This is a genomic window from Edaphobacter lichenicola (genome assembly GCF_014201315.1).
Lineage (GTDB): Bacteria > Acidobacteriota > Terriglobia > Terriglobales > Acidobacteriaceae > Edaphobacter > Edaphobacter lichenicola_B.
This window is the reverse complement of record NZ_JACHDY010000002.1, coordinates 111,339-128,286: the sequence shown is the minus strand read 5'-3', so window position 1 is coordinate 128,286 and position 16,948 is coordinate 111,339. Positions and strand designations below refer to the sequence as shown.

Below are 16,948 nucleotides of genomic sequence, written 5' to 3'. Positions count from 1 at the left end.
TGGATGTTGGTCGGCTCGCTTTGCTTGAAAGGATGATGGGCAAGTGAGGCTATCGCAGCGGTTAGGGGGACGGGTTGGACGAGATCCATTACTACGGACTACGGATACCTTCGCGGCGGGGTGCGTTACTCCCTTGGGGAGTGATGTTGAGGTTGGCTGGACGTCAAAGAGTCGTGCTCGCGTATTCTGATGGGATATGCGGGTACGGGTTCTTTATTTTGGAGTGCTGAAGGATGTCTTTGGCAGGAGTGGTGAGGACGTGGAGCTCGCGGATGAGGCCTCGGTGGCGGATTTGATGGCGGCCTGCCGGGGGCGTGCTGTGGGCGTTGCGGGGGTTTGGGATTCGATGGCTGTCGCAGTGAATCAGGAGTATGCGCGGGGTGTGGATGTGTTGAAGGATGGCGATGAGGTAGCCTTGTTGCCGCCGGTGAGTGGGGGAGTTGAGAGCAGGTTTGAGGGCCAGGATGCGGGTTGAGATTACAGATGAGGTGATTCCGTCGGCGGAGATTGCGGCGGAGATTAAGGACGGCGCGGACGGCGCGGTGTGCGTCTTCGATGGGATCGTGCGGGATAATACGCGGGGACGGAAGACGCTGTATCTCGACTATGAGGCGTATCGGGAGATGGCGCTGGAGAAGATGCAGGGGTTGGCGGGTGAGGCGGTGGAGCGGTTCGGCGTAAGGGATGTGGCGCTGGTGCATCGGCTGGGGCGGCTTTATGTAGGGGAGACTAGCGTGCTGATTGTGGTGGCTTCGGCGCATCGAGGTGCGGCGTTTGAGGCTTGCCGGTGGCTGATCGATACGTTGAAGAAGACGGTGCCGATCTGGAAGAAGGAACAGTTTGTGGATGGGGCGGTGTGGGCGGATGGGGAGCCGTTTCCTGAGGAGCAGCGGGTTGGCGAGACAGCGAGTCAGCGAGTTAGCGAGTCGGAGGGCGCTTCCGAGGGTGTTGCTTTGGCAGGAGCGGATGGGCTTGGGGAGGAGAGCGGTCGTGCTTCGGACGATGCCCACATCTCAAAATCGAGATATGGGGCACCCGGTGGGTTAGCGAGTCAGCGAGTCAGCGAGACGGCGGGATCCGGCGGTCATGCTTCTTCGGATGATGCCGATACATCAGAGGCGATGTATGGGGCACCCGGTTCTGTGGCTAAGGTCGAGGGTGGAGGCGGTCGGTGAGAGTGCTGGTTGGGGCTGTGGTTGGGCTGGTGCTGGTGCGGGGGGATCTGCTGGCGCAGGCTCCGGTGGTGCGGCAGCCTCCTCCGGCGGTGGGGGCGCAGGCGCCTAAGGATCCGGAGGATGTGCAGAGTCCTCCGGTGGTGGCGACACAGACTCAGACGGGTGGTAAGGCGAACGGTGCGCCTGAGGGCGGGTTTCCTACTATTCGGGTGGAGACGCGGCTGGTGAACGTGGCTTTGAACGTGGTGGATGCGAAGGGTTCGCCGGTGGGTGGGTTGGGGCGGGATGACTTCCAGATTCTTGAGGATGGGAAGGTGCAGAAGATCGCGGTGTTTGAGAAGGAGGCTACGACGCCGCTGTCGATTGTGCTGGCGGTGGATGCGAGCGAGAGCGTGTTGAGCAATGAGCGGCTGGAGAAGGAGGCGGCGAAGCACTTTGTGCGGGCGCTGCTGCGGGAGCAGGATGAGCTGGATTTGATGGAGTTCTCGGATGTGGTGCGGGAGCTTGTGCCGTTTACGAATCAGCCGAAGCGGATTGAGAGTGGTTTGAACGCGATTCAGCATGGAGATGCTACGGCGTTGTATGACGCGATCTACCTGGCGTCGGACCGGCTGGCGGGGACTTCGGCTGCGAATGGGCGGAGGCGTGTGATTGTGCTGATCACCGATGGCGGCGATACGGTGAAGGGGGCGCGGTATACGCAGGCGCTGGAGGAGGCGCAGAGGGCGGGGGCGATGGTGTACTCGATCATTATTGTGCCGATCTATGCGGATGCGGGGAGGAATACGGGTGGGGAGCATGCGCTGATTCAGATGGCCGAGGATACGGGCGGGAAGTACTACTACGTGGTGGACCCGAAGGATCTGGAGCCGGCGTTCGCGCATGTGTCGGATGACCTGCGGACGCAGTATCTGCTGGGGTATTATGCGCCGCGGCGCGGGACGGATAGTTCGTTTCGGCAGATCAAGGTGCGGATGACGGATGCGGAGCTGAAGGGGAAGTATGATCTTCGGTATCGGTCGGGGTATTACGCGGATGCGAGGTAGCGGTCAGGCGTCGGCGTGGGTGGGGTCGATGGTGGAGTGGATGAGGGTGATGATGTTGGCGGGGAAGCCGTGCTCGAAGGCGTGGCGGCGGATGATCTCTTCGTCTGGCGCAATGTAGATGCAGTAGATCTTGTCGGCGGTGACGAAGGAGGTGAGCCACTTGACTTCGGTATCGATGCCGCGGAGGGTGGAGCAGGAGCTTTTGGAGATGGCGGTGAGCTGCTCGCGGGTGAGGTGCGCGGCGTCGGGGATGTCGCGTTCGATCAGAAATTTTGGCATGACTGACCTCGAGAGAGATGGAGTTTCGAGCGGGGCCGGCGGGGCACAGGATACTCTGGTGGACAACGATAGCACTGGAGAAGGCTTCGGTCGATGGGAGGGTTACGGTGAAGAAGTTTGAGTTTGCGCATATTGGTGAGGGGATCGCGCGGCAGGCGGGGGCGTTGTTGCGTGGGTTTTATACGAAGGGGGTGACGACGGAGTACAAGGGCGATGTGGACCTGGTGACGGAGGCCGATCGGGCGAGTGAGCGGTTGATTGTGGAGAAGCTGAAGGCGGCGTTTCCTGCGCATGGGGTGTATGGCGAGGAGGGGACGCGGAGTGGGTTGGAGAGCGAGTTCCGGTGGTATGTGGATCCGCTGGATGGGACGACGAACTTTGCGCATGGGTTTCCGGCGTTCTGCGTGGTGCTGGGGCTGGAGAGGCGCGTCGCGGGGTTGGCCGCGGATGCCGATGGAGAGATGGTGGCTGGGGTGATCTACGATCCGCTACGGGATGAGATGTTTTCTACAGAGAGGGGCAAGGGCGCGTGGCTGAATGGGCGTGCGATCCATGTGTCGAAGACCGCTTCGCTGCAGGAGTCGCTGACGGCCACGGGGTTTCCGAGCAAGAAGCGGCATGAGAGCCCGAATATTCACTTTTATAACGAGATCACGCTGCGGTCGCATGGGGTGAGGCGGGCGGGGAGTGCGGCGCTGGATATGGCTTATGTGGCGGCGGGGCGGCTGGATGGGTTCTGGGAGTTCAATCTGAATCCGTGGGATACTTCGGCGGGTTTTTTGCTGGTGGAGGAGGCGGGGGGGACGGTGACTCACTTCGATGGGGGGAAGTTCACGCTGGATAGCCGTGAGACTCTGGTTACGAATGGGCTGATTAAGAAGGAGATGGTGCATCTGTTTACGGAGATGTTTGCGGGGCGGGAGTTGACGGCGATTCCTTCGGCGGCGGAGTTTGCGGCGAAGCGGTTGACGGCGAAGTAGGGTGCGGAAGAGGCGGACGGCGCGGGTGATGCTGTTTGATGAGGCGGGAGATGTTCTGCTGATTCGATTTGTGGTGCCGCGGGAGGAGGGGGAGTTCGTCTTCTGGGCTTTGCCGGGTGGAGAGATTGAGGCGGGGGAGACCGAGGCTGCGGCGGCGGCGCGGGAGGTGAGGGAGGAGCTTGGGCTGGAGCTGGTGGTGACGGGGCCGGTGTACTGCGACAGGAATCAGTTTCTGCATCAGGGGGAGATGCAGGACAATACGGATTTTCTGTTCAGGGCGAAGTGTTGGCGGGAGGAGCCTCGGCTGATAGGAGTTACGCGGGATGAGAGGGAGATTATGAAGGAGATTCGCTGGTGGAGTGAGGCCAGGATTGTGGAGTCGCGGGAGAGAATCTTTCCGGAGAATCTGGCGGAGCGGATGCAGGAGCAGAGCGGCTTGAAGTGAGCGAAACAGGGGCTGAAACGTTCGTAGTTGCATTGAGGAGTGAGTTGCGGACGAGAGCGGATGTGCTGCTAGAATCTACGTACGAGCTGAATTTGCGCGGCGAGTTTGGACGGTGACTTTTAGACGTGGATAAGGGAGATTTTTAAGATGGCTTATGTGATTGCGGAACCGTGCATCGGGACGAAGGATTCGGCTTGCGTGGATGCCTGCCCGGTGGATTGTATCCATCCGAAGAAGGATGAGAACGGGTACAGCGACGCGGTGCAGCTGTTTATCGATCCGGTGGAGTGCATTGACTGCGGCGCGTGCGTGCCGGTTTGCCCGGTGTCGGCGATCTATGCGGGCGATGATCTCCCGGAGAAGTGGGCGGAGTATCAGACGAAGAATGCGGCTCACTTCGGGCGATAAAGTTCGTTCAGGTGATTTCAAAAAGAGACGCGTGGCCTACGGGCTGCGCGTCTTTTTTTGGATGCGGCTCCCCTCGAGCGACTACGCAGAGCAGTTCGGTCGAAGATCAGGCTGGCCGCTCATCTTGAGATAGTGTCGATGACGAGGCCGTGCGAGCCGTTTCTTGCGTAGTCCTTTCCGGTGATCGTAACGTGCTCTCCGGCGTAGGGCAGTAGCCTGGTGTTCTGGGATGCGGAGGGTGTGTTGCTGTCGATCGGCAGATAGATGGTTCCGTCATCCTGCAGGATGACCAGAGGCGAACCGTTTTTGGCGCAGGCTTTCGCGCACGCTACTCCGATGGGTTTGCTCAGGCCCTTGGTGTACGCACATGCTGAGTCGATGACCCAGCCGGTGACTTTGATGTTTGCCCCGGGTTCTTCTGCCATTGCGATTAGGGAAACTGTCATTGCTGCTGCGACAAAGAATCGTTGTTTTTTGTTCACGCTATTCCTCCAAGAGTGTTGCTGGCGGCAGATGGGTTTGCTCGCGGAACGCAATCCTATACCAGCGGTGGTGGTTTTCGTCTTCCAGTTAGCGGTGGAATAGTCTGGTAGGGATGATTGAGCGGCAGGGAGAGGCGATCGTGTTGCGGGTGTGGCCGTTTCAGGAGGCGGACCTGCTGGTGAGCCTGTTTACGCGGGAGCAGGGACGGGTGAAGGGGGTGGCTCGTCATGCGATGCGGTCGCGGCGTCGGTTTGGCGGGGCGCTGGAGCCGATGACGTATGTGCGGGCGACCTATGCGGAGAGGCCGAAGCAGGAGCTGGTGCGGCTGGATGCGTTTGAGATTTTGAGTTCGCCGCTGTCGCGGCCGATTGATTATGCGCGGACGGCGGCGCTGCAGTTTGTGGCGGAGGTGGTGGAGGAGGCGCTGCCGGAGCAGGCTCCGGAGGATGCGGTGTTTCGGCTGGTGCTGGCGGTGCTCGACCAGATACAGGTGGGGAAGGTGTGGATGCCGGTGACTTACTTTTCACTGTGGATGAGCAGGCTGATGGGATGGATGCCGGAGCTGGGACACTGTGTTGTTTGTGGGTTGGATCTGCGTGGGGGGACAGTTTGGTATTCGGCGACGAGCGATGGGGTGACCTGCGAGGATGACCGAAGGCCGGGGAGTGTGGCGCTGTTGGCGGGTTCGGTGGGGGAGGCGGTGAGGATCTTTCGCGGGACCGTGGGGGAGTTGGCGAAGGAGGATTGGCCTAAGGGGCGGGCGGCGGATCTGCGGAAGTTTGCGGTGGAGAACCTGGAGCGGCATCTGGAGCGGAGATTGGTGAGTGCTCGGGCGCTGGGGAGGGTCTTGGGCGATTGAGGGAGAGCGGTTCGCGCGTGGCGCGAATGGCCACATCTCAGAATCGAGATATGGGGCACCCGGCACCCGGCGCGTGGCGGATGCGTGCCTCTCAGAGGTCGAGATTTGGGCAGAGGCAGGTGAGGTGAGTCCGAACTAGTCAACCTTATGGTGGATGTTCAAAGGTGGGCAGCGTCGGGTAGACTTTGGCCTTCTTATGAGCACAACTGGGTTTACGGTTTCGACTTCGTCTCGACGTTCGCTTGAGATATCGCTGGCTGCGCTGATTGCTGTTGGCGTGCTGGTGACCTTCTGGAGTCAGCAGCGTTATCCTGCGTTGTTGAAGAAGCTGCATGCCGGTGCGGCGGTCAAGGTGGCGGGCCCGATATCGTTCGATGCGTTGTTGAAGGTGACGCCGACGATGCCGGCGCCGACCAGGGTGATGCGGACGAGTTTGAACTGGCTGTATACGAATCGGTTTGGGATGTACTTTGCGCTGCCATTCGGCGCTGCGATGATGACTCTGCTGGCGGGAGTTGGAATGCCGAAGCGGTTCAATTCGGCTGCGGGAAATGTGCTGTGTGGTGCGGTGGCTGGCGCGCCGATGGGAGTGTGTGCGAACTGCGCTACTCCGGTGGGTCAAAGTCTCCTGGCGAGTGGGGCGAGCACGCGGCTGACGGTGGCTGCGATGATCAGTTCGCCGAGCTTCAATCCTGTTGTGGTGGCGATGGCGTTTGTCTTGTTTCCGCTGCCGCTGGCTGCGATGCGAGTGGTGGTGCCGGCGTTATTGCTGATTGGTCTGCCGCTGCTGGTTTGGGAGAACGATGTGGTGGTGAGGAGTATTGGTGTTGCGATGGAGGGGGAGGGACTGGGTCCTCGGTTGGTGGCGCTTTGCCGAACGTACTTGCGGAATTTGCTGCGACTGACCGTGCTGACCTTGCCGTGGATGCTTCTGGCTGCAGTGTTTGGAGCGTTGGCGGCTGAGCTGATTCCGGCGTATGGGACGCATGTGCCGGTCTCGGTCGGTGGGGTTGTGCTGGTGGCGATTCTGGGTACGTTGCTGCCGGTTCCAATGGCGCTCGATGTGGCGTTGGCGTATGTGCTGTATCGCGCGGGCGCGCCGACGCCTTATGTTGCGGTGTTGCTGTGCACTCTGGGGCCGGTGAGTGTTTATTCGTTGAGTGCGCTGGGGAAGCAGCTGGACTGGCGGACGACCCTGCGGCTTGGTGGAGCGGTGGCTTTGCTGGGATGTGTTGTTGGGTTTGTTGTGATGCGGTTCCCGATTCTCTAAAAGACATTGTCCTGCCGGACGGGCCCACTGCGCGTGGGGCGGTCACTTCGTGACTTGTATACACCTTCGGTTTGCGCTCCCGTTGGTCGCGAGGGAAGATTGATTCCGACCAACGGGAGGACCACGCGAAGCTCTAAAAAGGCGTGCGAACGCCCACTAGTGAGGGTTGGCGGCCATGGCGTCGTTGAACTGTTTGAAGAAGGCGGTGTATTTTTCGGGGCCGTTTAGTTCGGAGAAGCGGAGAGGTTTGACGCGTTCGACGAGGACCTCGGTGACTTCGGGTTGGGATTTGAGGATGGCGATGGTCTCGTTGAGGTAGTCGGCGAGGGGCATGGCGCGTGGGTCGGAGGCTTGCTGGCTGCCCATGAGTTCGGTCTGGACGTAGGGTGGGACTAGCTCGATGACTTGAATGTTGGTGGACTGGAGCTGATAGCGCAGGGCCTGGGTGTAGGAGTGGATGGCAGCCTTGGTGGCGTTGTAGGTGGGCGTCATCGCCATGGGGATGAAGGCGAGGCCGGAGGAGACGGTGAGGATGGTGGCGTGGGGCTGCTTTTCAAGGTGAGGGAGCAGAGCCGCGGTGAGACGGATGGGGCCGAGGAGGTTGGTGGTGATGATGGCTTCGGCGTCGGTTAGGGCTTCTGGTTGAGTGAGGAGTTTTTCGGGACGCATGATGCCGGCGTTGTGGATGACGGCGTTGAGGGCGGGGAAGTCGGCGAGAAGTTTGGCGGCGAAGGCGCGGATGCTGGCGGCGTTTTCGATGTCGAGGATGGCGGAGGACATGCCGGGGTTGGCGGCGACGGTGTCGTCGAGGGCTTGCTTGCGGCGGCCGGCGATGATGACGTGGTTGCCGAGTTTGTGGAAGGCCTCTGCGAGGCCGCGTCCGATGCCGGAGCCGCCGCCGGTGATGAGGATGGTGTTTCCAGTGGTATTCATGGTGGTGATTTCTCCTGAGTTGATAGTAGGATCGTTTGTATCGATTGGGAAGTAGGCACCTGAAAAATCTATACTTACCTGAGAGAGAGTGAAGGATCTATGGGAAAAACGATTGGTTTGGCTCGGGGTGTCGATAAGAAAGTGGCGAAGAAGGTGGTCGCGAAGAAAGCAGCCGCGAAGGGGAGGCCGAAGTATGCGGTGGAGAACGATCCGAAGGTGGAGGCGCTGGTGCGGGAGATTATCGCGCGGGTGGCAGATAAGTGGACCATGCTGGTGTTGGAGGTGCTGGAGGAGCATGGGGTTGTGCGGTTTACGCGGCTGGGGAAGCTGGTGGGGGGCGTGAGCCAGAAGATGCTGACCAAGACGGTGCGGCAGATGGAGCGGGACGGGCTGGTGACGCGGACGGTGCATCCGGTGATTCCGCCGCGGGTGGAGTATGAGTTGACGGCGCTTGGGTCGAGTCTGGGCGAGGCGTTTTGTGGGGTGTGGATCTGGGCGGTGAAGCATGGGAAGGAGATCGAGCGGGCGCGGGCCTTGTTTGAGAGGGATGCCGCCGGACGACGGGACTCTGTCTAGATGCGGCTGCCAACCAAGTTCTGGCATACTGCTGCGATGGCGAGGATGAGCGGGTTCGCGTCTGGTTGGGGTAGGGTGGGCGGGTTTGCAGAGGGCTGTGTCTGGGAGCGTGGCTGGGTTTGTGTCTGGGTTTTTGTCTGGGCCTTGTGTGCGGAGGGGTGGGTAGGTGGCCTGCCGGCGAGGGCGCAGGATGCGGATGTTCCGACGTTGCATGTTTATGCGAACACGATCCAGATTCCGGTGCTGGTGCTGGGGGAGGATCGGAAGAAGATTGCTCCGATCGCGCCGAACAGGTTCAATGTGAGCTTTGATGGAGGGCCGCCGTTTCGCGCCTCGCATGTTCGCCTGGAGGGCGATGATCCGATCTCGCTTGCGATCCTGCTGGACATGAGCGGGCAGGAGGTGGAGCTGTCGTCGAAGCTGGAGGACGCGATTGCGGAGCTTGTGCCGTTGTCTCTGCGCGGGCAGGATCATGTCTCGGTCTACGGGCTGGATTGCGAGCTTACTCGCTATGCGAATGACGTGCCGGCGGATGCGGCGCATTTGAGGAAGCTGGTCCATGAGGAATTGCAGTCTTGGGTTGACCGGAGGCGTGCGAAGGGCGATTCGAGGTGCGAACCGGAGGTGAAGCTTTGGGACGCGCTGGCTTTCGTTACCAATCAACTTTCCGGGCTCCCTGGCCGGCGGGTGATTCTTGCGGTGACTGATGGAAAGGATAGGGGCAGTAAGTACAGATGGAACGAGGTGAGGGTTTTTGCGCAGGCCAGCGCGGTTGCGATCTTTGGCATGACGTATGTGCCGTGGCTTGCGGTGGGCGCACCAGGGGTGAGCAACGTGCTGGATCCCTTTCGTTCGATCTGCGAGCTGAGCGGAGGGTTGGTGTTTTCGGCGAATCGAAGTGACGTGGGGGCAAGGCTGAAGGGGTTTGTGGCACTCGTTCGCGGGCGCTATATTGTGGAGTTTCCACGGCCGTACAACTCGACCAAAGGACAGCACGAGCTTGTGGTGACCATTGATAAGAGCAAGGCGTTTATTCGCTCGACGGGGATTTCGGTTCCGCTTCAGGATGCGAAGGTGCTGGCCGATCCGACCACAATACACCCGGATAGTACCTCGGCTCCGGAGGAGGGGAGGCATCCCATTTTGACGCCGCCGCAGTAGGGGCGTGATTGCGATGTTCCTTTTAGAAAGAGACGCGAAAAAATCCCGCACTCCTTTTTGGGGATGCGGGATTGGGGTTGAGTGGCGGCAGCGGCTATTTGGGAGGCGACTGCTTTGACTCGTTTTTGGGTTGAGGGGGTTGAGGGGCGCGGGCGGCTGGATGGGCGATTGGCTCGGGCTGCTCATGTGGGCCGGCTGGGCGTCCGTTGCGGAGGTTTTCGACCTGCTGCGGGCCAAGAGGACGACCGGGATCGGTCTTCTGGATGGCTTGCCGCTGCTGGACGAAGGTAGGTTGGGCGGGTGGGGGCTCGCTTCGGTTGATGAGGGGACGAGGTTGATCCACGGGACGCGGCTGTGGCTTGGGTTGTGATGCTTGTACGGGAGGTTCAGGCCTCTGCTGGTTGATGGGTGCTGACTGCTGCGGCCTCTGTTGGTTGATGGGCGCTTCCGGTTGAGGCCTTTGCTGGTTGACGGGAGCTGCTGGTTGAGGCCTCTGCTGGTTGATGGGTGCTTCCTGTTGCGGCCTCTGCTGGTTGATAGGAGCTGTTGGTTGTGGTCTTGGCTGATTGAACTGGGTTGTTGGTTGTGCCTGTTGCGTTGGAACGGGGTGCGCGGGCGGGTTTGGAGTGGGGGTGGCTCGTTCTACGGGTGCCTGCCGTGAAACGGGTTGGGTTGCGGTCTGCTGGATTGGCTGTCGTTGGACGGGCGCGGGTGCAGGCTGTTGGATTGGTCGCTGGCCGTTGGGCAGAGGCTGGACTTTGACTGCCTGCTGCTGTTGCGGGGTGAGTGTGTGGACGGGGACGGGGTGGGCCTGCGCTCCGGGTACTGCTTGCGCGAGGCCGACGCGGGTTTGGAGGACGGGGCGTGCGATGTTGACGGGGACAGCTCGGGCGGGTGCCGGGGCTACGATCGCACGAGTGGGCGTGATCATGGGATGAGGCATGACCTGAGCCTGGGCGAGCTGCTTCTGGTCGACGTGAACGGCTGCTGAGGCTACGGGGCGTCCGGCAGCGAAGGAGCGCTGGGGAACGACGGTGGTGGCGACGGTGCGGTTGACGTAGGTGATGTTGTTGACGGTGGTGTTGTTGACGTAGATGTTGGTGGTCCGGTTGTTGTAGACGTTGCGGACCTCGGTGACGTTGCGGTTGTAGATGTTGGTTACGTTGACGCGGTTCACGTAGCCGGAGCTGGCGTGATACCAGGGAACGTAGGTCTCGCGCGGGCCGAGGGGGAACCATGCGGTAAGGCCAGCTCCGTTGCCTGCTCCAAAGCCGGCGCTGATGGAGAAGCTAGGGCCTCCGACGAAGGCTACCAGAGCGGGAGAGTAGACGGGGCGGACGATGGTGGGTCCGGGGATCCATCCCCAGCGTCCGTTGAAGCTGGCCCAGCGGCCGTAGTGGAAGGGAGCGAATCCCCAGGGCTCGGCTTCGACCCAGGTCCAGCCCCAGGGGGCGATCCAGGCCCAGTGGCCGTTGTGGTAGGGGGTCCAGTCGCGGTCGACGTTGCGGGGATACCAGACCTGACCGTAGTCGGATTGGGACGACCACTCGCCGTACTCCTGGAGGTCGCTGTATCCGATCATGTCGGGGTTGACGTACTGCTGCGAAGCGGCGCGTCCGGCCATCTGGCGGCGGTCGCGATCCTGATCGAAGCGATCGAGGTTGTCGCCGGGTGCGAGCTCTACGTATTCGACGTAGATGGGGTTGGAGCCGGTGAGGCGGAGTGCCTGGCCGGGGTTGATGGCCTGGGAGAGATTGGGGCCGGTGGCTTCGGCCTCGCCGGAGTTGACGGTGACGACGGTGGTGTCGTCCTGGGGGTAGCTGTCGATGCGGACGTCGCCGGGCTGGAGGATGGTGATGGTGCCGTTGGGGGTGTCGATTTCGATGGAGGCGCCATTCTGGAGGTTCCAGCTGCGGATATGGATGGAGCCCTGGGCGAGGCCGAGTTGGGCGACCTGGTCGGTCATGCTGGTGAGGGAGAGGTCGGCACCGAGGCCCATGCGGATGGCGAGGGCGTCGCTTTGGAGCTCGGCGAAGCTGGAGTTGTCGACGTAGACGCGGTCGCCGTTGGTGAGGGGATAGTTGGGCTCGGCCTGACTGAACTGATCGACGCCGGCGGGCTGGAGGGAGACATTGCCTTGAAGGATGCTGAGACGGGCGACGCGCTCGGGTGGGTCTGCGTCCTGCGGGTAGCTCTGGGCGTGGAGGGAGAGGGTGGTGAGGAGGGTTAGGACAAATGTGGCAAGGATGCTCTTTTTATAAAAGCCCCGGATGGTGGTATGCGCGTGCGAGGTGTTCATATTTGTTCCTCGATACTCAGGTTGTATCAACCCGGCTTTTTGCAGATGGTGTCGCCGATGGTTGGAATTGGGTTGTAAATACACTCGGCCATCATACATAGAGGGAAAGTTGATGCAGGAGGGAAGAGGCTGGAAGTTCCTTGTGTTTCTGCTGGGAGAAGATGTGTGCGTCACGAATGGTGCGGTGGGGAATTGGGCGATTGCATTTAGAATCGAGGGATTACCGTTTTGTGAAGAGAGATGCATGACTGAGAGAGTTGGAAAGAAGCGCGCGCTGACGTTTCAGGAGCTGTTGTTTACGCTGCAGCGTTTTTGGGCGGATCGGGGTTGCGTGCTGCAGCAGCCTTACGATGTGGAGGTTGGCGCGGGGACGATGTCTCCGGATACGTTTTTGCGGGTGCTGGGGCCGAAGCCGGTGCGGATCGCTTATGCGCAACCTTCGCGGAGGCCGGCCGACGGGCGCTATGGGGAGAATCCGAATCGGCTGTTTCGGCATACGCAGCTGCAGGTGATTTTGAAGCCGCCACCGGTAAGGATTCAGGAGATGTACCTCGAGTCGCTGGTGGCGATCGGGATCGATCTGAAGGAACATGACATCAAGTTCGAAGAGGACAACTGGGAGTGGCCGGTGGGCGGCGCGTGGGGCGTGGGCTGGCAGGTGATGCTGGATGGGCTGGAGATTACGCAGTTCACCTACTTTCAGCAGTGCGGCGGGATGGATCTGGATCCGATCTGCGGAGAGATTACGTATGGGCTGGAGCGGATCGCGGGATTTTTGCAGGATGTGGATTCGATCTACGACATTGTGTGGGCGGTGGAGCCGGATACGGGGCGCGAAGTGACGTATGGGGAGATGCGGTTGGCTGAGGAGGAGCAATTTTCGGCTTACAGCTTCGACTATGCGGATGTGGGGAAGCTTTGGGAGCATTTGAATCTGTATGAGAGTGAGTGCAAGGCTCTTTTGGAGAAGGCTGGATTTCGTGACGACTTCAAGGACTTCGCGAAGATGGATGAGCTAACACTGAAGCGGTTTCCGGTGATGGGGGCCTATGAGCTGGCGTTGAAGTGCTCGCATCTTTTCAATCTGCTGGATGCTCGCGGGGCGATCTCGGTGACCGAGCGCGTTGGCGTGATGGCGCGGATTCGGACGCTGGTGGTGGGAGTGGCGAAGGCTTATGCGGCGCAGGGTGAACGAGTCAGCGAGTTAGCAAGTTAGCAGGTCCGCGTTCAGGCGAATCAGATTTGAGTGAGAGGGTAATGGCTGATTTTTTGTTTGAGATTGGGTTGGAGGAAGTTCCGGCACGGATGATTGCGGGAGCGCAGGCGGAGCTGGAGCAGCGCGTGGTGAAGATGCTGGAGCGCGAGCGGCTGGTGCGGCTGGGTGCGGTAGCTAAGAGCTTTGCTACGCCGAGACGGCTGGCGGTTTGGGTGGAAGACGTTGCGGAGCAGCAGGAGGATGTGGCTGAGGAGCTGGTGGGGCCTTCGGTGAAGGTGGCTTATAAGGACGGGGTGGCGACTCCGGCGGCGGTGGCATTTGCGAAGAAGGCGGGGGTGGAGGTTGCTGCGCTGAAGACGATTACGAACGCTAAGGGGGAGTATCTTGCGGCGACTTCGGTGAAGGCGGGGCGGGGTGCGGCAGAGGTGATCGCGGCCGAGATGCCGAAGGAGCTGGCGGGGATCTATTGGGCGAAGAATATGTACTGGCGTGCAGGGCGGCCGGAGCGGTTTGTGAGACCGGTGCGGTGGATGGTGGCGATGCTGGGCGAGAAGACGGTGCCGGTGGAGTTTGGTGGATATGTAGCAGGCAGTGTTACGTATGGGCACCGGGTGTTGTTTGGGGATGCGGCGATTGGGTTGAAGGCTCCGGGGAAGTACGAGGATGCTTTGCTGGGCGGCTTTGTGGTTGCGGATGTGGAGGCGCGGCGGCAGAGGATTCGGAAGGCTCTGGATCATGTAACGCGGACGGTGCCTGGGCTGCGGTGGCGTGAGGACCATGAGCTGGTGGATAAGCTGACGCAACTGACGGAGTGGCCTTCGGCGCTGCTGGGTGGGTTTGAGAAGGAGTATCTGGCGCTGCCGGAGGAGGTGCTGGTGACGGTGATGCGGGATCACCAGAACTACTTTGCGGTGGAGACTGGATCTCCAAAGACGGGGGACGGGAAGCTTGCTCCGCACTTTGTGGCGGTGCTGAATACGGAGGCCGATGAGGCTGGGGTCGCGGTGATTCGGCACGGCAATGAACGGGTGCTGCGAGCGCGGTTCAATGATGCTCGGTTCTTCTGGGAGTTCGACCAGCGGGTGCCGTTGAGGGAGCGGGTGAAGCTGCTGGAGAATGTGACGTTTCAGAAGGATCTGGGGAGCTATGCGGCGAAGGCGGAGCGGGTGCGCGAGCTTTGCAAGAGGCTGGCCAGCAAGGTTGAAGGCCGTGGGGTTGCGGTGGATTTGAACGCGCTTTTGGATGCGGCTTCTTTGGCAAAGACGGATCTTACGACTGAGCTGGTCAAGGAGTTTACAGAGCTGCAGGGTGAGGTTGGTGGTCTTTATGCGCGTGCGCAGGGGATCAGTCCGGCGGCTTGTGACGCGATCTATGACCAGTACAGGCCCGTGTCGATGGAAGATAGGATTCCGCGAACGGCAGAGGGACAGTTGCTGGCCATTGCGGATAAAGCAGACACGATTGCCGGCATGTTTGGGTTGGGGCTTGAACCGACGGGATCGAAGGATCCGTTTGCGCTGCGACGGGCGGCGAATGGGATTGTCAAGATTCTGGGGGAGAGTTCGGTTGAACTTGGGTTGGGTGAGATTTCGCGGGCCGCTGTGGGTGGAAACGAAGAGCTCGTGCGAAAGATCGAGGTCTTTTTCGCGGAGCGGCTGGAGTTCTATCTGCGTGAGGCGAAGGGACAGGCCTATGACGTGGTGAAGGCTGTGTTGGCGGTGGGGGCAGATGATGTTCGCGATGCTTCGGCTCGGGCGGAGGCTGTGACGGCGGTTCGTGGGTCGGATGATTTTGCAGCGGTGTCTTCGGCGTTCAAGCGGATGAAGAATATTCTTACGCAGGCCAGAGAGAAGGGGATTTCGGCGGCGGGCGGTGTGAATGCTTCGCTGCTGAAGGAGCCTACGGAGAAGGCGCTGGCGGAGAAGTCGGCGGAGTTGGCGGAGAAGGTGAAGGGGCTGCGGGGGGAGAAGAGCTACAAGGCGGCGTTGGAGGAGATTGCTACGCTGCGGCCGCAGGTGGATGCGTTCTTCGAGGCGGTGATGGTGATGGCGCCCGAGGAGGCAGTGCGGGCGAACAGGTTGGCGCTGCTCGAGAAGGTGCTCGGGGATTTCTCCGGGATCGCAGAGTTTTCGGAGATCGTGATCGCGGGCTAGTGCGTGAGGAGCATGACGCCGAGCATGAAGAGAAAGACTGCGAAGAGGGAGCCCAGCGGGACGAGGACACCTTCGCGGAGGCCGCTCCAGCGACCGCGGTCGAGTTGGCCGTCTTCGGCGCGAATGTTGGATTGGAAGGTTGGGGCTATTTCTTTCGATTCGATGTAGTTCATCTTGTTTTCCTGGGCGATGTGTCGCTGGCATCCGGCAAGACGTACAGGCAGAGATTGCTTAGTTCTGCTTGTAAATCGATGCTGAATGCGAGATGCGAAGTGGGCAGCTAGAGTTGCCATTCTTCGCAAGACCACTATGTGCTCGTCATCATGCATGACGAAAACCATTGACGGCAAGGGTAACGCGAAGTGGTGGTGCCTTGAATGACACTTCCTGGGGATGCACTCAGAGCTGGAGTTGCACCAGCTCTGAATGTTGCCGGGGCAGAAAGAGGTCGTTCTGTGGCTTGTCTCGCGAGGCGGGAAGTTCGCCGATGGCCATGGCGGTCTCGTCGCAGGCGTTGCGGCGGGAGCAGTGCTGGCAGTCTTTGAGCACTTTGTCGCGGAAGAGTTGACGGTCGACAACTTCGAAGTGGAAGTGCTCGAAGAAAGCGGGGATGCGGGTGAAGAGGCAGAGGCACTGGATGCCGCGGGCGTTGGCCTGGCGCAGGAGCTCGTGGACGAGCTGGCCGCCGGCTCCGCAGCCTTTGATGTTGGGACGAACGACGATGGAACGGATCTCGGCGAGGTGCGGGCCGTAGATGTGGAGGGCGGCGCAGCCGAGGAACTGGTGGGTGTGGGTTTCGACGACGGTGAAGGTGCTGATGTTGGCGCAGACTTCAGCGTAGGAGCGGGGAAGGAGCGTGCCGTCGTGGGAGAAGCTGTCGATCAGTTGATGGATGGCGTGGGCGTCCTGCAGCTGCGCTTTGCGGGTTCGCAGGAAGATGGTTTTTGGTTCGCTGCGGAGGGTGGTGGAGTGGGCTGATGGGGCGATGCGCGGCTTTGAGAAGAGGGGTGAGGCTGTGGGAGTGATTGGTGTGGTTGGGGTGAAGTGGAACGGGGAGGTCGGAGGTTCCAGTACAGGGGACAATGCCATAGGACACTGCGCTTTTCTCTTTTTAGGATCGACGGCCGGGGCCGGTTGGTGGTTTTGGGTTGGACTTCTGACGGGAGAGACGGCTTAGCTGCCGTAGTGGCGGCCTTCGCTCGAGGACTCCCACGGGATGGGAGCGAAGGTGCGCTGGAAGAAGGCGTTGTCGACGATGTAACGCTCGCGGTTTTCGCCTTCGATGATCCAGTCGCCGGGATAGGCTTTGCGCTGGCCGGAGTCGGTGAGGATGAGGGTGGGGTGGAGGCATTGAGTGGCGTTTACCAGGAGCGGTCTGCGGGTGCGAAAGGTGTTCATCTAACTCTCCTGTCGGTTGTTGCTTCAGCCGACTTTCTATATTTCAGCACTGCGTTCGTAAAGAAGGCATAAGAGATTTCGATGAAGTTCGTAAAGACGATTGACCTCCGGGTTTCTGCTTCCTGATGCTCCCAGGGCTTTGAAAGTTGGTCTCGAACTTCGGCGCGGCTGAAGCGGATCTCTTGTTCGGGACGTCTCAATGTGAGGGGCTGGGAGAGGTTTTGGTGTTAGTCGACAGAGAGCGAATCGCTGCGCGGTTGCCGGTGG

19 protein-coding genes are annotated in these 16,948 nt (G+C 60.7%); 12 read left to right on the top strand and 7 right to left on the bottom strand.

The window, feature by feature from the left end:
- The first annotated feature begins 196 nt into the window (after positions 1-196).
- From HDF09_RS06885 to HDF09_RS06875, 3 genes are read left to right on the top strand one after another with little or no spacing between them, the layout of a single operon-like run.
- On the top strand, positions 197-475 hold the full coding sequence (locus HDF09_RS06885; RefSeq protein ID WP_183763829.1) for a MoaD/ThiS family protein: 279 nt from the start codon (positions 197-199) through the stop codon (positions 473-475).
- Positions 465-1,175 (top strand): molybdenum cofactor biosynthesis protein MoaE, encoded by a 711-nt coding sequence (locus HDF09_RS20660; protein ID WP_260180996.1) that lies wholly within the window; start codon positions 465-467, stop codon positions 1,173-1,175. The genes HDF09_RS06885 and HDF09_RS20660 overlap by 11 nt, the downstream gene beginning before the upstream one ends.
- Complete coding sequence (locus HDF09_RS06875; protein ID WP_311718919.1) at positions 1,172-2,221, top strand: VWA domain-containing protein; 1,050 nt, start codon at positions 1,172-1,174, stop codon at positions 2,219-2,221. The genes HDF09_RS20660 and HDF09_RS06875 overlap by 4 nt, the downstream gene beginning before the upstream one ends.
- 3 nt (positions 2,222-2,224) lie before the next feature.
- On the opposite strand, the gene HDF09_RS06870 is transcribed toward HDF09_RS06875, so the two are convergent.
- The gene (locus HDF09_RS06870) at positions 2,225-2,500 is read right to left on the bottom strand and encodes a DUF4242 domain-containing protein (protein ID WP_183763826.1); all 276 of its coding nucleotides are present in this window, start codon (positions 2,498-2,500) and stop codon (positions 2,225-2,227) included.
- 17 nt (positions 2,501-2,517) lie between these two features.
- On the opposite strand from HDF09_RS06870, the gene HDF09_RS06865 reads away from it, so the two are divergent.
- From HDF09_RS06865 to HDF09_RS06855, 3 genes are all read left to right on the top strand, one after another.
- On the top strand, positions 2,518-3,480 hold the full coding sequence (locus HDF09_RS06865; protein ID WP_183763823.1) for an inositol monophosphatase family protein: 963 nt from the start codon (positions 2,518-2,520) through the stop codon (positions 3,478-3,480).
- 1 nt (position 3,481) lies between these two features.
- A complete protein-coding gene (locus HDF09_RS06860; RefSeq protein WP_183763820.1) occupies positions 3,482-3,925 on the top strand; it encodes an NUDIX domain-containing protein in 444 nt (147 codons plus the stop codon).
- A gap of 147 nt (positions 3,926-4,072) precedes the next feature.
- Entirely contained in the window at positions 4,073-4,333 is a 261-nt protein-coding gene (locus HDF09_RS06855; RefSeq protein WP_158943206.1) for a 4Fe-4S dicluster domain-containing protein, read from the top strand.
- A 119-nt stretch (positions 4,334-4,452) separates the two neighbouring features.
- On the opposite strand, the gene HDF09_RS06850 is transcribed toward HDF09_RS06855, so the two are convergent.
- Entirely contained in the window at positions 4,453-4,779 is a 327-nt protein-coding gene (locus HDF09_RS06850) for a hypothetical protein (protein WP_183763817.1), read from the bottom strand.
- A gap of 149 nt (positions 4,780-4,928) precedes the next feature.
- Here HDF09_RS06850 and recO point away from each other — a divergent pair, with 149 nt between their 5' ends.
- Positions 4,929-5,675 carry a DNA repair protein RecO gene (gene recO, locus HDF09_RS06845; RefSeq protein WP_183763814.1) on the top strand — a complete coding sequence of 249 codons (747 nt, stop codon included), beginning with the start codon at positions 4,929-4,931 and terminating at the stop codon, positions 5,673-5,675.
- Positions 5,676-5,871: 196 nt separating this feature from the next.
- A complete protein-coding gene (locus HDF09_RS06840) occupies positions 5,872-6,945 on the top strand; it encodes a hypothetical protein (protein ID WP_183763811.1) in 1,074 nt (357 codons plus the stop codon).
- Positions 6,946-7,101: 156 nt separating this feature from the next.
- Here HDF09_RS06840 and HDF09_RS06835 read toward each other — a convergent pair whose 3' ends face one another.
- Positions 7,102-7,878 (bottom strand): SDR family oxidoreductase, encoded by a 777-nt coding sequence (locus HDF09_RS06835; RefSeq protein ID WP_183763808.1) that lies wholly within the window; start codon positions 7,876-7,878, stop codon positions 7,102-7,104.
- Between the two features lie 99 nt (positions 7,879-7,977).
- Between HDF09_RS06835 and HDF09_RS06830 the strand changes: the two genes are divergently transcribed.
- Both HDF09_RS06830 and HDF09_RS06825 read left to right on the top strand, forming a co-directional pair.
- Positions 7,978-8,454: a winged helix-turn-helix transcriptional regulator gene (locus tag HDF09_RS06830; RefSeq protein WP_183763805.1), complete on the top strand. Its 477-nt coding sequence runs from the start codon at positions 7,978-7,980 to the stop codon at positions 8,452-8,454.
- Positions 8,455-9,615: a vWA domain-containing protein gene (locus HDF09_RS06825; protein ID WP_260180995.1), complete on the top strand. Its 1,161-nt coding sequence runs from the start codon at positions 8,455-8,457 to the stop codon at positions 9,613-9,615.
- Positions 9,616-9,709: 94 nt separating this feature from the next.
- Here HDF09_RS06825 and HDF09_RS06820 read toward each other — a convergent pair whose 3' ends face one another.
- Positions 9,710-11,914, bottom strand: a complete 2,205-nt coding sequence (locus HDF09_RS06820; protein ID WP_183763802.1) for a DUF6600 domain-containing protein — start codon at positions 11,912-11,914, stop codon at positions 9,710-9,712.
- Between the two features lie 244 nt (positions 11,915-12,158).
- Here HDF09_RS06820 and HDF09_RS06815 point away from each other — a divergent pair, with 244 nt between their 5' ends.
- Together HDF09_RS06815 and glyS are read left to right on the top strand one after the other, a co-directional pair.
- Positions 12,159-13,130 carry a glycine--tRNA ligase subunit alpha gene (locus tag HDF09_RS06815; RefSeq protein WP_183763799.1) on the top strand — a complete coding sequence of 324 codons (972 nt, stop codon included), beginning with the start codon at positions 12,159-12,161 and terminating at the stop codon, positions 13,128-13,130.
- A 41-nt stretch (positions 13,131-13,171) separates the two neighbouring features.
- The gene (gene glyS / locus HDF09_RS06810) at positions 13,172-15,283 is read left to right on the top strand and encodes a glycine--tRNA ligase subunit beta (RefSeq protein WP_183763796.1); all 2,112 of its coding nucleotides are present in this window, start codon (positions 13,172-13,174) and stop codon (positions 15,281-15,283) included.
- Here glyS and HDF09_RS06805 read toward each other — a convergent pair.
- From HDF09_RS06805 to HDF09_RS06795, 3 genes are all read right to left on the bottom strand, one after another.
- Positions 15,280-15,456 carry a hypothetical protein gene (locus tag HDF09_RS06805; RefSeq protein ID WP_183763793.1) on the bottom strand — a complete coding sequence of 59 codons (177 nt, stop codon included), beginning with the start codon at positions 15,454-15,456 and terminating at the stop codon, positions 15,280-15,282. The two genes, glyS and HDF09_RS06805, sit on opposite strands and share 4 nt — an antisense overlap.
- A gap of 226 nt (positions 15,457-15,682) precedes the next feature.
- Positions 15,683-16,372, bottom strand: a complete 690-nt coding sequence (locus tag HDF09_RS06800; protein ID WP_183763791.1) for a GNAT family N-acetyltransferase — start codon at positions 16,370-16,372, stop codon at positions 15,683-15,685.
- Positions 16,373-16,456: 84 nt separating this feature from the next.
- A complete protein-coding gene (locus HDF09_RS06795) occupies positions 16,457-16,681 on the bottom strand; it encodes a hypothetical protein (protein ID WP_183763788.1) in 225 nt (74 codons plus the stop codon).
- Between the last annotated feature and the right edge of the window lie 267 nt (positions 16,682-16,948).

What these genes read in the sequence shown, in the direction of transcription:
- HDF09_RS06885 (WP_183763829.1), top strand. Translation starts at nt 197, where the DNA reads ATGCGGGTACGGGTTCTTTATTTTGGAGTGCTGAAGGATGTCTTTGGC.
- HDF09_RS20660 (WP_260180996.1), top strand. Translation starts at nt 465, where the DNA reads ATGCGGGTTGAGATTACAGATGAGGTGATTCCGTCGGCGGAGATTGCG.
- HDF09_RS06870 (WP_183763826.1), bottom strand. Translation starts at nt 2,500, where the DNA reads ATGCCAAAATTTCTGATCGAACGCGACATCCCCGACGCCGCGCACCTC.
- HDF09_RS06865 (WP_183763823.1), top strand. Translation starts at nt 2,518, where the DNA reads ATGGAGTTTCGAGCGGGGCCGGCGGGGCACAGGATACTCTGGTGGACA.
- HDF09_RS06855 (WP_158943206.1), top strand. Translation starts at nt 4,073, where the DNA reads ATGGCTTATGTGATTGCGGAACCGTGCATCGGGACGAAGGATTCGGCT.
- HDF09_RS06850 (WP_183763817.1), bottom strand. Translation starts at nt 4,779, where the DNA reads ATGACAGTTTCCCTAATCGCAATGGCAGAAGAACCCGGGGCAAACATC.
- recO (WP_183763814.1), top strand. Translation starts at nt 4,929, where the DNA reads ATGATTGAGCGGCAGGGAGAGGCGATCGTGTTGCGGGTGTGGCCGTTT.
- HDF09_RS06840 (WP_183763811.1), top strand. Translation starts at nt 5,872, where the DNA reads ATGAGCACAACTGGGTTTACGGTTTCGACTTCGTCTCGACGTTCGCTT.
- HDF09_RS06835 (WP_183763808.1), bottom strand. Translation starts at nt 7,878, where the DNA reads ATGAATACCACTGGAAACACCATCCTCATCACCGGCGGCGGCTCCGGC.
- HDF09_RS06830 (WP_183763805.1), top strand. Translation starts at nt 7,978, where the DNA reads ATGGGAAAAACGATTGGTTTGGCTCGGGGTGTCGATAAGAAAGTGGCG.
- HDF09_RS06825 (WP_260180995.1), top strand. Translation starts at nt 8,455, where the DNA reads ATGCGGCTGCCAACCAAGTTCTGGCATACTGCTGCGATGGCGAGGATG.
- HDF09_RS06820 (WP_183763802.1), bottom strand. Translation starts at nt 11,914, where the DNA reads ATGAACACCTCGCACGCGCATACCACCATCCGGGGCTTTTATAAAAAG.
- HDF09_RS06815 (WP_183763799.1), top strand. Translation starts at nt 12,159, where the DNA reads ATGACTGAGAGAGTTGGAAAGAAGCGCGCGCTGACGTTTCAGGAGCTG.
- glyS (WP_183763796.1), top strand. Translation starts at nt 13,172, where the DNA reads ATGGCTGATTTTTTGTTTGAGATTGGGTTGGAGGAAGTTCCGGCACGG.
- HDF09_RS06805 (WP_183763793.1), bottom strand. Translation starts at nt 15,456, where the DNA reads ATGAACTACATCGAATCGAAAGAAATAGCCCCAACCTTCCAATCCAAC.
- HDF09_RS06800 (WP_183763791.1), bottom strand. Translation starts at nt 16,372, where the DNA reads ATGGCATTGTCCCCTGTACTGGAACCTCCGACCTCCCCGTTCCACTTC.
- HDF09_RS06795 (WP_183763788.1), bottom strand. Translation starts at nt 16,681, where the DNA reads ATGAACACCTTTCGCACCCGCAGACCGCTCCTGGTAAACGCCACTCAA.